Source organism: Maribacter sp. 1_2014MBL_MicDiv (genome assembly GCF_001865655.1).
Taxonomy (GTDB): Bacteria; Bacteroidota; Bacteroidia; order Flavobacteriales; family Flavobacteriaceae; genus Maribacter; species Maribacter dokdonensis.
The window spans coordinates 750,030-764,134 of sequence record NZ_CP011318.1; the positions used below are offsets into that span (position 1 = coordinate 750,030).

The following is a 14,105-nucleotide window of genomic DNA, read 5'->3' on the forward strand; positions in this document are numbered from 1 at the left end:
ACTATCCGGATTTGTTTTTTTATCCTATTGTTTACTTTTTTTGAGCTACAACAAAATATGAACAAGTTTCTACTTTATCATATCATGTAGTACCTTTATCACGCTATGAATAAAGAATTTACAGAAAGAGAATTAGACCGTATTATTGAAATGGCTTGGGAAGACCGTACTCCTTTTGAAGCCATAACTTTTCAATTTGGTATTAGCGAACAAGAAACTATAGAAGTTATGCGTCGCGAAATGAAACCAAGCAGTTTTAGAATGTGGCGTAAACGTGTTCAAGGTCGTGCTACAAAACACGCCAAACTTCGTACAGATGATACGGATAGATTTCGATGTTCTAGACAACGAAACATCTCTGGCAATAAAATATCTAAGCGCTAATTATTTAAAAGCTTCATTTAAAACCGCCGCTAGCCTAACGCCTCCTTTTTGCAATTGATCTTCTACGGTGTGCCACCAGTCATAACTATAACGGTAACTTAATTTTTCACCAACCTCTACTGAGGCATATACTTTCTCTGCCAATAAGTGAGATTCTTCAACCCAATCTAACAAAAATCCTTTTTGCAAAAACTTAATTTGTTGCTTGGACATTTTAGGATATTCCACAGCAAGCTCTGTAAAGCTCATTCCATTTTCGTCTATCAAATTGGAATCCCAAAGCCTATGCAAATTGGTACCATTGCCAAACCATTGCAATTGTATATCATTACCTCCTTTATCCTCTGCTCTACCCACATGCATAGGTTGATGTAGATCACCAATAAGGTGAACCAAAAACTTAAGATAAAATGCCTTGTCTTCCTTACTGCTATTCTTGTCCTTAATGATTTCCAAACAGGTTTTCACCCCTTGTACCAAATCACCATATTCGTTCTTTTCTATTTCATCATAAGTTTTCCCAAAAGGAATGTTTACATAATGCCATGCGCTAAATTTACGATAGGCACGATCAGATTTTATTTCATCTGCAAAATTTGCAACAGCAGCCAAACTTTCACCTTCCAATAAATCATTGATCGCTCTCTTTGCTTTTTTAGTCAAATGCTGCTCTGCAACTTCACCTACTACCCTATGCCCGGTTTTTGACCAATACATATCATTTGCAAATGTAACATTGGCTGCTAGTACCAATAAAAAAAAGATATACTTCATCGTCTAAATTTTGCCCAAAAATAGTACATCAGAATTTAAGGTATTGTTAAAACTTGGTAAGATTAAATTTATATCAGAACTTGCATAAATGATGAAGAAGAAACGTAGCAGCACAAATAGAAAAAAAGGATTACTTAAAATTATAGGCTTAGGTATTCTCTGTCTTTTTGCATTGTTTATACTTTTTATCGGTAGTATAAATATTGGGTTATGGGGAAAAATTCCTTCAAAAAAGGAGCTTTCCAATTTTCAATATCAAATGGCATCAGAAGTATTCACCGCAGATAGTGTATTGATCGGTAAATATTATTTATATGATAGGCAACCGGTGGCGTACGAGGATTTTCCAGAACATTTGATACACGCCTTGATCGCCATTGAAGACGAACGTTTTTATGAGCACTCTGGTATTGATATTAGAAGTCTTGTTCGGGTAGGTTTTAAAACTATACTTTTAGGAGATAATTCATCTGGCGGGGGCAGCACGTTAACCCAACAATTAGCGAAAAACCTGTACCCAAGAAAAGAAAGAAATAAAACAAATATAGTTGTCAATAAGGTCAAGGAAATGATCATTGCCAAACGATTGGAGAAAACTTACTCTAAAAAAGAAATACTGACCAATTACTTAAATACCGTTTCATTTGGTGATAATACATTTGGCATAGAAAGCGCTGCCCTTAAATTCTTTAATACCAGAACCAAGGATATTTCTGCTCCACAAGCTGCCACTTTGGTAGGTATGTTAAAAGCTACGTATGGCTACAACCCTAGAATTTTTCCCAAAAAAAGTTTGGGCAGACGTAATTTGGTATTACGTGCCATGTACAACAATGATTTTATTACGGAAGAACAGGTTACAAAATTTTCTCAAGAAGACCTTGATTTAGATTATAGGGAATTTGATTACAACGCTGGCATTGCCCCCTATTTTAGGGAAGAAGTTCGTAGAAAAATGTTACGTTGGATCGCTGAACAGAATGAAAGTGGAACAGATTATAATATCTATACCTCTGGACTCAAAATTTACACTACACTTAATTACAAGATGCAACAATTAGCTGAAGATGTAATGGTAGAACATATGTCTAAGCTTCAAAATAGTTTTGAAAAAAGCTACGGTACCAATGCACCATGGTTAAAGGATAAAAAGTTGATGGAAAAAATTGCCAGGCGAACTTCTACCTATAAAAGATTACAAAAATCCGGATTAACTCATAAGCAGATTATTGATAGCCTATCTAAAGACAAGCAAAAGAGAATTTTTAAAACTTGGCAAGGTGACGAAGAACAAATGGCAAGTACTATGGATAGTATTCAACACTATACCAAATTCCTAAATACCGGCTCACTTGCGGTAGACCCCACAAATGGTGACATCTTGGTATGGGTTGGTGGTATTAATTTTGAGCAATATAAGTATGATCATATTTCTCAAAGTAAACGCCAGGTTGGGTCTACTTTTAAACCCATTGTGTATACCACTGCAGTAGACCAAGGCATTTCACCCTGTACCTATTTCTCTGCCGAAGAAATAGCATATGATAATTTAAAAGGCTGGTCTCCTTCCAATTCTGGTGATAAGGATGAAGCTTACCTCAACTACTCTATGGAAGAAGGGCTTAGCAACTCTATTAATACTATTGCCGTAAAAGTTCTGGAAAAGGCAGGAATTAACAACGTTCTTCTCATGGCAAAAAATATGGGTATTAATAATGAACTGCCTAAAGAAGCTTCTATTGCGCTTGGAACAGGAGAAATAAAAATCATTGATTTAGCACAGGCCTATACCAGCTATGCCAATAACGGAAAACACATTGAGCCAAACCTGATCAAAAGTATTTCTAATCATAGAGACTCGGTTTTAGTTGAATTTAATTCTGAATTAAACGAAAAGTCAGCATTTTCAAAAGAAACCGGACAGATAATGATAGAAATGATGAAATCTACCGTTAATTCTGGAACTGCAGCAAGACTTAGAAGCACCTATGGACTCAAAAATGATATTGCCGGTAAAACCGGAACAACACAGAATAATAAAGATGCTTGGTTTGTTGCCTTTACCCCTAAACTTGTTCATGTTACTTGGGTAGGCCTGGATCAACACGAAATTGGTTTTAGCAATACAAGCATTGGACAAGGTGCCAATGCTGCCCTACCCTTGTTTGGACTTTGGATGAAAGAATTGAATAAGGACAAGCAATTTAATACATATACAAAACCGACCTTTCCAAAACCGACTGTTACGGTACAAGAAGCTTTAAATTGCGACCCAATAAAGCGCGATGGTTTTTTTAAACGTCTATTTAAGAACCCCAATAAAAAGAAGAGTAAAAAGTTTAAAGGTTAAAATCATTCAGGTATTAAAATTCGGTTTTAGTTACATTTTTTGTGTTTTTATTACAGTTGTACAACTTATTTAACAAACAAAAACTTAAATTTGGTTGACTACCAAACTTTTACCAAAATGACCAAATACCTAAGTACTTTAGTGCTTATACTTTTTTGCATACTTTTAAATGCCCAAACCAACGACAAATCATTTGTTGTAAAAAAAATAACCGCCAACATAACTCCCGATGGTATTCTTGATGAACCCGTATGGATAGAGGCAGACAAAGCGGATAAATTTTGGCAATACTTCCCAACAGATTCTGTACAATCTAAAAAGCAATCAGAAATTAAAATGCTTTATGACGACAAGAATCTTTACGTTGGAATAACCATTTACACAGCTGGCCAAGATTATTCAATACAATCGCTAAAACGAGATTTTAGAGCTGGCAACAGTGATAATATTACCTTGCTCTTTGATACTTTCAATGATGGAAACAATGCTTTTCTATTCGGTATAAACCCTTATGGTGTAAGACGAGAAGGTCTAGTTTCAGGTGGCGGACTAAACCTTAACGGATTTACTATTTCATGGGATGTGAAATGGAGGGGAGATTCTAAAATATATGAAGATTACTACACTTCTGAAATGGTTATACCATTAACTGCCTTCAAGTTTAAAGAAGGGGAAACAAAATGGCGTTTTAATAGTTATAGATTTGATACACAATCTAACGAGAATAGTACTTGGATCAATATTCCCCAAAACCAGAATATTTACGGTCTCACCTTTATGGGTGATATGATTTTTGAACAACCATTGGGTAAATTCCGTACGCCACTTGCTGTTATTCCGTATATAAATATGGGGTCACAAAAGGACTTTGAATTGGATGAAGCCAATACAAAACTTAATGTAGGTGGAGATGCCAAAATTGCCATTGGCAATAGTATGAATTTAGATGTAACGGTAAATCCCGATTTTTCTCAAGTAGAGGTAGACGACCAGATTACGAACCTCACCAGATTTGAAGTTTCCCTGCCCGAAAAAAGACAGTTCTTTATTGACAACAGTGACCTTTTTGGCAGCTTTGGTGGTGGTAGAGATGCAAATCCGTTCTTCTCGAGACGTATAGGTATAGCCAAAGATACTGCAGACAATACTATAGAAAATAAAATAATTGGCGGTGTACGTTTAAGCGGCAAGATCAATAAAGGGCTTAGATTGGGTTTTCTAAATCTACAGACCGCTGAAGATATTGAAGAAAATATAGCTTCGAACAACAACACCATGTTGGCGCTTCAGCAAAATGTTTTTGGACGTTCCAATATTGGAATGTTCTTTATCAATAGACAAACGTTTAAGGACTATGATTTTCAAGATGATGAAGATCGCTATAATAGGGTTGCCGGTATTGATTATAACTTAATATCGGATAACAATATATGGAATGGTAAATTCTATCTACATAAATCATTTGCACATGATGCAGGCAAGGCAAATCTTTCGTCAGGAGCATTTATGCAATACAATTCTAGAAACTGGAATTTTTTTGAGGACTTAGTTTATATAGGTGAAGACTTTAGGTCCGATCTTGGTTTTATTCGTAGAACAGATATTTTTAAGACAGCCACAATGTTTGAGCGTGTCTTTTGGCCGGAAAACAGTGCTTTACAGAGTCACAGTTTTCAATTTTTCCCAGTGTTGACCTGGAGTCCAGAAAATGATTTTTTACATACAGACTATGACCTTATGGGGGCCTGGGAATCTAAATTTAATGACCAATCAGAAATAAATGTATCATACACCCATTCCTACACCTATTTATTCGAAGATTTTGACCCTACCAACTTAGATGATGCCATACCACTACCCGGAATGCTTGGCTATCATTATAATTTTATTTCATTGGAATACCAATCTGACAGCAGAAAAAGATTTGCTTATAGCATTGAACCTACGTTAGGAAGCTTTTTTAATGGAGATAGATTTTCTTTGGGAGCTGAAATGTTTTTAAGATTTCAACCCAAAGTTTTTTTGTCATTGGCCATGAACTATGATAAAATATCGTTACCGGAACCCTATTCAAGTACAGATATTTGGCTAATTAGTCCTAAAATAGATGTTACCTTTAGCAAGTCTATATTTTGGTCTACGCTGGTACAATATAGCAACCAAAGAGATAATTTAGGTTTTAACTCTAGGTTGCAATGGCGTTTTGCTCCATTGTCAGATTTATTTATAGTGTATAATGACAATTATTTTGTCAATTCGTTTGAACCCAAATATCGTTCTATCAACTTAAAACTTACCTACTGGTTAAATATTTAAAATGAAATTCAAAATCCTTTGTTCAGATTTAGATGGTACAATGCTATCTTCTAAAAGTGACGTTTCTAAATATCTTATTGAACAAATCAATAAAATTAAACATGAAACCAACATAATACTAGTGTCCGCTAGAATGCCCAGTGCTATGTATTACATTCAAGAAGATTTAGGTATTAAAGAACAGCCTATAATATGTTATAATGGTGCTTTGGTACTATCTGGCAATACTGAAATTACATCTGTATTCATACCTATTTCCGTTTTAAACCAAATTTATTTGTTGTGTAAAGGGCTTAATGCAGACTTAGGTCTATATTATAAAAATGAATGGTACGTTCCAAGAACATCGGTACGTGTAGAAAAAGAAATTAAATACACTAAATCTACCCCTACTTTTCAAGATACCGATACTACTTTAAGCGATTGGAATGAACGAAAGATAGGTGCTCACAAAATTATGCTTATGTGTACTAAAGAAAGTGCAGATGAATTAATGCCTATTCTTAATGAAAAATTGGGTGCATTACTGAATCTTTACCGTTCTAACGATACTTTAATTGAGATTGCTCCAAAAGAAGTTTCAAAACTATCTGCTATACAGCTGCTATTAAAAGACCATGAATCATTGCAAGATGTAATCGCATTTGGCGATAATTATAATGATATAGATATGCTTTCAAATGTAGGCTGCGGTGTTGCCGTAGCAAATGCAAGAGAAGAAGTAAAAGCTATTTCAACTTATATAACATTAGAAAACACCCAAGATGGTGTAGCGCATTACATTGCAGAAAACTTAGTGAATTAACTATATTTGAAATTAGCAACTTACCTATATGTATATGCCACACTTAATTGCCCAGCCCATAATAACAAATGACACTGTAGTTTTTGGACTTTTAGCACTTTGCTTAGGTTTCATCTTTTACACATCAAATAAAAAAACGGGCTTCTGGAGCAAGTTTTATTCCATAGTCCCGGCTGTTCTTATGTGCTATTTATTACCTGCAATACTGACAAGTACAGGCATAGTTTCCGATGAAATTTCCAATTTATACTTTATGGCAAGTAGATATCTTTTACCGGCTGCCTTGGTACTTATGACCTTAAGTATAGATATTAAAGCTATTAGCAACTTAGGCTCTAAAGCAATTATTATGTTTTTGACCGGTAGCGCAGGTATTATTATCGGTGGCCCCATTGCTATTCTTATTGTATCTATCTTTTCACCCGATACAGTTGGCGGTAACGATTTTGATGCTATCTGGAGGGGACTATCTACAATTGCCGGTAGTTGGATCGGTGGTGGTGCCAACCAAGCTGCCATGCTAGAAATTTTTCAATATAACCCTGAAAAATATGGTGGTATGGTATTAATTGATATTGTGGTAGCCAATGTATGGATGGCCATTGTATTATTGGGAGTTGGTAAAACCAAAAGAATTGATTCATGGTTAAAGGCAGATACTTCTGCTATTGAAACCTTAAAAATAAAGGTGACCGAGTTTACGGAGAAAATTACCCGTGTACCTACCTTGAACGATTATATGATTATGCTTGCCTTGGCATTTACAGCAGTAGGTATCGCTCATTTTTTTGGTGATTACATGAGCACATATTTAACCAGTAGTTTTGATGTAGTAAGCGACCAAAAGAGTTTTTTATCCTTCTTAGGTTCTAGTTTTTTCTGGATGGTGGTAATCGCTACTGGTTTAGGTATAGCACTTTCTTTCACCAAAGCTAAAAATTATGAAGGGGCGGGTGCCAGCAAAATTGGTGGAATGTTCATTTATATTTTGGTTGCCACCATTGGTATGAAAATGGACCTGGGCAAAGTTCTTGAAAATCCAGGATTGATCGCCGTTGGTTTTATTTGGATCAGCATTCACGCAGGATTAATGATATTAGTGGCTAAATTGATAAAAGCTCCGTATTTTTTTCTAGCGGTAGGTAGCCAGGCGAATGTTGGTGGCGCTGCTTCTGCACCTGTTGTAGCTGCTGAATTTCACCCTTCATTGACCTCGGTAGGAGTACTATTGGCCGTTTTAGGCTACGTTGTAGGTACAGGAGGCGCATTGCTATGTGCATATTTGATGGAAGTGGCTTCAAGCTTATAAACAGACCTTAGTTACTAACAAATTAAAAAGTTGGCGTTCTTAATTATCAAATTTTATAGATATTTGCGCCCTAAATCAGAAGAATGAAGAAAATATTATTCGTAATTACTGCACTATTGGCGTTGAGCTCTTGTGGTGATGACACAAAAGAAACCCTAATTGTAAACGGTAAAATAAAAGGTTTAAAAAAAGGTACGCTTTACCTGCAACATGTACCAGATTCAGTTTTAATTACTGTAGATTCGGTTGCCATTAACGGAGATGGAAATTTCTCTTTCAAAACCAAATTATCCAGTCCTGAAATATTTTACTTGTATTTAGATAAGAAAGATAATAACGATATCAATGACCGTATTACTTTCTTTGCGGAACCAGGTACGATGACCATAAATTCCGATTGGAATACATTTGATACCACAGCTAAAATTACGGGCTCTGAAACTCAAAAAAGACTTGAAGAATACAGAGAGACCATGTCTGGCATTAATAAGAGAAATATTGAAATTATGATGAATGCCGCGCAAGCAAAGGGTGACGTAAGTGCTGTGAGTATTGATTCCCTAGAAAATATCAGCAATAGAAATTTACAACGCGGCTATGCTTTTGCCATCAATTTTGCTCTTAACAACAAATCATCCTTTATTGCGCCTTATGTTGCACTTAAGGAAATACCAGATGCCAACAAAAAATATTTAGATTCTATATATAGTGTGCTATCACCAGAGGTGGCGGCATCTAAATATGGTAAAGAGCTAGCTGCACTACTTGGAAAGAATTAATGCACTTACCAAATTGGTATAACTAAAAAAGCATCCTAATGATTAGGATGCTTTTTTATTTCTAAAGGAATTTTGAATTAAGCCAACTTGTTTAGGTCTTCTACCAATTTAGTTGCTTTTGTTTCCAAATCACTTCTTACTTCTTTGAAATGTGCTTTTTTGTTCTCAACATCATTCTTATTGACTTTAGCCACCAATTCATCAAATGTAGCTATTGCCTCATCAATAATGGCAGTACCCTCTTTTGAATGCGTAGTACCGTTGGTTGCCTCTACTATATAAACACCTTCTATAATGTCACCAAGAACATTATTAATATCTTTCTTTAAATTTTTAATACTTGCCATCTCTAATTATTTTTTACAAAAGTACAATTTTTGGTTTGCCGTATTGTTAATTACAGCTTAAATAGTAACCTCTAACAATTTAGCTCCTGTAGATTGTAATGAAATTTTCTGTGTAGATGCTGGTAATAGTGCCGTTTCGCCACTCTTAATAGCTACTTCACCTTCTGCAGTACTGATCTTAGCTTTACCGCCAACACACATAAAAATGGTAAACGAATCTCTATTTACCGTATCCAATTCCAAGTTTTCAGTAAGCTCAATAAAGTTCGTTTTAAAATATGGGCAATCTACCATGGTATTTACTTCATTCTTTTCCTGGCTATAAGAAACTTTAAAATCGTCTTTCTTTTCATAGTCTACAGCATCTAACGCCAAGTCTGTATGTAACTCCCTAAGGTTTCCATCTTTGTCTTTTCTATTGAAATCAAAAACACGATAGGTAACATCTGAAGTTTGCTGAATCTCTGCCAACATTACCCCTGCCCCTATAGCATGAATTTTTCCGGTATTGATAAAGAATGTATCCCCTTCTTTAACTTGCTCATAATTAAGAAGATCAAGTAGCATATCATTAGCAACACTTTCAGCATATTCTTCTTTGGTAACATCTTTATTGAAACCAACTATAAGCTCTGCCTTAGGATCTGCATCCATAATATACCACATTTCTGTCTTTCCAAAAGAGTTATGACGTTCTTTTGCCAAGGCATCATTTGGGTGCAATTGAATAGATAGGTCTTGTTTTGCATCAATGAATTTTATTAAAATGGGAAATTCCTTTCCAAAACGCTCAACGACGCTTTTCCCTAACAACTCCTCGCCATTGGAATCTATTAATTCTTGAAGCGATTTACCTTCTAAGCTTCCATTGGCAACCACTGAAATATCTCCTGGCACGGTAGATAATTCCCAGCTTTCACCAGTAATATCACTCTCTATTGGTTTTCCAAACACCTCTTTTAATTTGGTGCCTCCCCATAGCCTTTCTTTTAAAATAGGCTTAAATTTTAATGGATGTATCATTGATAGTTTTTTTGTTGGTCTACTAAATTAAACTAATAACGAAAAATAAAGTTTTTTCTTACATTTTAAATTTATCCAGAGAATGTAACATAGTTTCTTGGTGTTTCATAAAGAACCACTTCAAGCTCATGACTTATTTGAATATGCGAACGCAATCTTTTCCAAATAACTACTGCAATATTCTCAGCCGTAGGATTTAAGCTTTTAAACTCTTCTACCTCAACATTAAGGTTTTTGTGATCTAAATAATCTTCAATCTCTACTTTGATCAAATCTTTTAACACCTTCATATCCATTACAAAACCCGTTTCTGGATCTATCTCACCTGTTACACTTACAACCATTTCATAGTTGTGACCGTGAAAATTAGGGTTATTACATTTTCCGAAAATTTCAGTGTTTTTATTATCATCCCAATCTTTCCTATATAATCTATGGGCAGCATTAAAATGTGCTTTTCTACTTACCTTAACCTTCATCATTTCGCCGGCGTATTAAATAAATGTTCGTAAAACTTATCGAAGATAATCTTAAACCACGCTGTATAATCGTTGGGATATTTAGAAATATCCTCTTTTACAGCTTCCGGTGACATCCATTTCCAGGCTTCTACCTCATCAGGATTTATATTAGGTTCTGAATTAAAATTCCCCAACATTACATGATCATATTCATGTTCCGTTAATCCATTATCAAAAGGAGCTTTGTATATAAAGGAAAATAACTCTTTCAATTCAGCCTGAAATCCCATTTCTTCCTGCAACCTTCTTTTGCCGGCTTCAATATTAGATTCACCAACGCGCTGATGGCTACAACATGTATTGGTCCACAGTAACGGAGAATGATATTTAGATGCCGCTCTTTGTTGCAACATGATATCTCCGTTGTCATTTATAATAAATACTGAAAATGCCCTATGCAACACCGCCTTTTCATGAGCTTCCATTTTGGGCATGGTACCAATTTGTTCGTTATCTTGATTTACGAGAATTACCTGTTCTTCCTTCATAACGTAAAAATAAGGCGTTTAACTTATTTTACGTAAAAATGTATAAAAAGAAAATACTAGAAGAAACGAGGAGATTTTAAATTGTTCTTGGTAGTTATGAAATCATATCTGAAAATAACTTCAAAGGATCCATCGTTAAAAGCTGTATTACCAAGTTCTGTTGTTTCTTTATCGTATGCTATACCAATTAAAAATTTGTTTGATACATTAAACCCAGCCATACCACTAAAGGCGGCATCCCATCTATAGGCCGCTCCTAAAATAAACTTATCGTTCAACATGAAGTTCGCCGATAAATCTACTTGTAAAGGTGCTCCTCTTACCACTTTGGTAAGTAGTGCTGGCTTAAATTTTAAAAATTCGTTTAAATCCCAAACATATCCGGTAATCAAATAAAGGTTCATTTGTTCTTTTGCCGTAGATAAATTTGATCCTTGAAAGTGTGTGGTCTCTAGAAATCTGGGTACGGACAAACCCGCATAGAATTTATTCGTATGGTAGTATACTCCCGCTCCAATATTTGGCGAAAGCCTATTATCTATATCTTGCTGTAAAGTAGGATCTGTAGTATATTGATTTAATTCTGAAAACCTAATATCCAACAAGTTAGCACTTGCTTTTAAACCAAAACTTAATCTACCCTCGGTAGAAGTCCATACGGTGTATGAAAAATCGATATCAAAATTAGTTTCTGACGTAGGTCCTATTTCATCATTAACAATAGATAGTCCTAAGCCTACACCTCTATATCCAATTGGGGAATGTGCATTAAAAGTCTGTGTAGTTGGTGCACCATCTAAGCCCACCCATTGAGATCTATGTAAAGCACCTATACTTATATGCCCTCTAGAGCCGGCGTATGCAGGATTCACGCTAATGGTATTATACATATACTGTGTGTACTGCGCGTCTTGCTGGCCGTAACAAAATACCCCAAGACCAAGCATCACTACGGTGAAAACCCGTTTTAGTAGTTGTACTTTATTATTGTATATAAAATCTTTAAGCATTATTCTTATCTATTTATATATATGTAACCAGACAATGTTTCGGTTTCTCCATTAGGCAGTTCATAATCCAGTATATAGAAATATGTACCTACCGGTAATTTACGATCAACATCTACTGTTACCCTTCCTTCAGAAGTACCATCAAAGACATTACCTTCTGTATTATATGCCTTGGTCATATAAACCGATACTCCCCATCTGTTATAGATTTTCAAGGTGTTATTAGGATAATTTTCCAATCCGTTTATTCTTAAAACATCATGAATACCATCACCGTTAGGTGTAATAACGTTGAAAACTTCAATTTCTTCTTCTAATTGACCTAAATCTGAATCCAAGTAATTAGGTATACCATCACCGTCCGTATCATCATCTGCATAATCCCCGTTTAGATTTAAATCTTCATCACGAGTCTCAATACCATCATCGTCATCATCCGTATCCCTATAATCTGATTCTTCATCACTATCGGTATTAGGAAGTTGTGCATACGGGTCATCAATTTCATCGTTGACATCTGTATCTACAGAAATTGCTCCTTCATAACCATCATCTAAACCGTCATTATCCTTATCAGAACCAATTGCTACAACATCTGGAATACCGTCATGGTCATAGTCATGACCTTCTATAGCATCCGGCACATTATCATTGTCACTATCCTCATCTAAATAATCCGGCAGATTATCTCCATCAGTATCTACTGGGAATATTCCAGTTAAACCATTAGCTTCATAGGCATCATCTAAACCATTGGTATTCGCATCGATCCCTGATGGCGGAATGTATTCAGCAGTTGCCTGAGCTTCAACATTATCGGGTATACCATCGCCATCTGCATCGATATCCAAATAATCCGGAAATCCATCTCCGTCCGTATCGGTCGGGTTGGTAGATGGATCGTTATCACCATCTAAATTTAAATCTTCAAAGCTATCAACAATACCATCATCATCACTATCCATATCTACACCTAATGGATTTATCATAATTGTAATGGTTGATGTACTACAGTTACCAACAGTATCACAAACCGTATAGTCAAAAGCATCTGTGCCTAAGTAATTGTTGTTAGGAAAATACGTAGGAATATCATCTGATGGGTCATTTGGCGTACCATTATCATCAACGGTAACAGAACCATTGGTTGGTTGTGTAACACTGAACGAACCATCTGTTGGCAAATCATTATCGTTCAATTGCCATGTATCTATGGCAGTAATTGCATTTATATCAATTGCAATGGAATCATCGTTGGTATCTAAAACCGGTAAAACTTCAATGGTTACTGTAGCTGTGCTACAATCTCCATAAGCATTACAAATGGTATAGTCAAAACTATCGGTACCATTAAAATCTGTATCTGGAGTGTAGGTTACAATATCATCTAAAGGATCATTGGGTGTACCACCATCATCAATGTTTACCGAACCATTAGAAGGATCGGTCGCTGTTAAAGCACCAACATCGGGTAAATCGGCATCATTACCATAAATATCTATAACTATAGGTACTTCTTCATCAGTGGTTACAAAATCGTCTTCTAAGTCTGCTGCTTGTGGTAAACAAACCACAGTAAAATTAGGGAGGTTGAACGTATTGCCCGCCTTGGTTACCATCGCCGTATATTTTACAACAGCATCGGTTGCAATTACCATTGGCCTTAATTGGTCTCCCGTAATAGCCGGACTCCAATTTACCGTAGCTCCGGTAGATACATTGTTGGTAATATCCATGGTTACTTCATTCTCAGGATTATTACAATCCGTTACAATAAAATATCCCGTTGCATTAGAACCACATAAAGTACCATCGTATGTTGCAAAGTAAATACCAGGTTGGGTTACTTCGTAAAAAGAATCTGTACCCAAAACTGTTGCGGTATCCGAGGCTTCGTACCAACGAAAGTTATTTTGATCACTATCTGTTGGAGCCTGCAATAAAAACTGCGCGTTTGAGACAAAAATCCCCAGCATTGTAAAAACAATGCTTAGGATTA

Annotated in this window: 13 protein-coding genes; 6 read left to right on the top strand and 7 right to left on the bottom strand. The window is 35.7% G+C overall.

The window, feature by feature from the left end; translation table 11 throughout:
* The first annotated feature begins 105 nt into the window (after positions 1-105).
* The gene (locus tag YQ22_RS03100; RefSeq protein WP_071340039.1) at positions 106-384 is read left to right on the top strand and encodes a TIGR03643 family protein; all 279 of its coding nucleotides are present in this window, start codon (positions 106-108) and stop codon (positions 382-384) included.
* Here YQ22_RS03100 and YQ22_RS03105 read toward each other — a convergent pair whose 3' ends face one another.
* Positions 385-1,158 carry a S1/P1 nuclease gene (locus YQ22_RS03105; protein ID WP_071340040.1) on the bottom strand — a complete coding sequence of 258 codons (774 nt, stop codon included), beginning with the start codon at positions 1,156-1,158 and terminating at the stop codon, positions 385-387.
* An 88-nt stretch (positions 1,159-1,246) separates the two neighbouring features.
* On the opposite strand from YQ22_RS03105, the gene YQ22_RS03110 reads away from it, so the two are divergent.
* From YQ22_RS03110 to YQ22_RS03130, 5 genes are all read left to right on the top strand, one after another.
* Positions 1,247-3,508 (top strand): transglycosylase domain-containing protein, encoded by a 2,262-nt coding sequence (locus tag YQ22_RS03110; RefSeq protein ID WP_071340041.1) that lies wholly within the window; start codon positions 1,247-1,249, stop codon positions 3,506-3,508.
* Between the two features lie 117 nt (positions 3,509-3,625).
* Positions 3,626-5,824, top strand: coding sequence for a DUF5916 domain-containing protein (locus tag YQ22_RS03115; RefSeq protein WP_071340042.1), 2,199 nt, complete (start codon positions 3,626-3,628; stop codon positions 5,822-5,824).
* Between the two features lies 1 nt (position 5,825).
* Positions 5,826-6,629: a Cof-type HAD-IIB family hydrolase gene (locus YQ22_RS03120; protein ID WP_071340043.1), complete on the top strand. Its 804-nt coding sequence runs from the start codon at positions 5,826-5,828 to the stop codon at positions 6,627-6,629.
* A 34-nt stretch (positions 6,630-6,663) separates the two neighbouring features.
* Positions 6,664-7,938: a DUF819 family protein gene (locus YQ22_RS03125; RefSeq protein ID WP_071340044.1), complete on the top strand. Its 1,275-nt coding sequence runs from the start codon at positions 6,664-6,666 to the stop codon at positions 7,936-7,938.
* Positions 7,939-8,021: 83 nt separating this feature from the next.
* Positions 8,022-8,717, top strand: a complete 696-nt coding sequence (locus tag YQ22_RS03130) for a DUF4369 domain-containing protein (protein ID WP_058105672.1) — start codon at positions 8,022-8,024, stop codon at positions 8,715-8,717.
* Positions 8,718-8,794: 77 nt separating this feature from the next.
* Here the strand turns inward: YQ22_RS03130 and YQ22_RS03135 are convergent, their stop codons facing one another.
* The 6 genes from YQ22_RS03135 to YQ22_RS03160 form a co-directional block, all read right to left on the bottom strand.
* Positions 8,795-9,064 (bottom strand): hypothetical protein, encoded by a 270-nt coding sequence (locus YQ22_RS03135; RefSeq protein ID WP_058105671.1) that lies wholly within the window; start codon positions 9,062-9,064, stop codon positions 8,795-8,797.
* Positions 9,065-9,121: 57 nt separating this feature from the next.
* Complete coding sequence (locus YQ22_RS03140) at positions 9,122-10,084, bottom strand: type I phosphomannose isomerase catalytic subunit (protein ID WP_071342485.1); 963 nt, start codon at positions 10,082-10,084, stop codon at positions 9,122-9,124.
* Between the two features lie 74 nt (positions 10,085-10,158).
* On the bottom strand, positions 10,159-10,566 hold the full coding sequence (locus YQ22_RS03145) for a 6-pyruvoyl trahydropterin synthase family protein (RefSeq protein ID WP_071342486.1): 408 nt from the start codon (positions 10,564-10,566) through the stop codon (positions 10,159-10,161).
* Positions 10,566-11,096: an isopentenyl-diphosphate Delta-isomerase gene (idi, locus tag YQ22_RS03150; protein WP_071340045.1), complete on the bottom strand. Its 531-nt coding sequence runs from the start codon at positions 11,094-11,096 to the stop codon at positions 10,566-10,568. The genes YQ22_RS03145 and idi overlap by 1 nt, the downstream gene beginning before the upstream one ends.
* A 56-nt stretch (positions 11,097-11,152) precedes the next feature.
* Entirely contained in the window at positions 11,153-12,106 is a 954-nt protein-coding gene (locus YQ22_RS03155) for a PorP/SprF family type IX secretion system membrane protein (RefSeq protein WP_071340046.1), read from the bottom strand.
* A 5-nt stretch (positions 12,107-12,111) separates the two neighbouring features.
* A complete protein-coding gene (locus YQ22_RS03160; protein ID WP_071340047.1) occupies positions 12,112-14,082 on the bottom strand; it encodes a gliding motility-associated C-terminal domain-containing protein in 1,971 nt (656 codons plus the stop codon).
* Positions 14,083-14,105 lie beyond the last annotated feature (23 nt).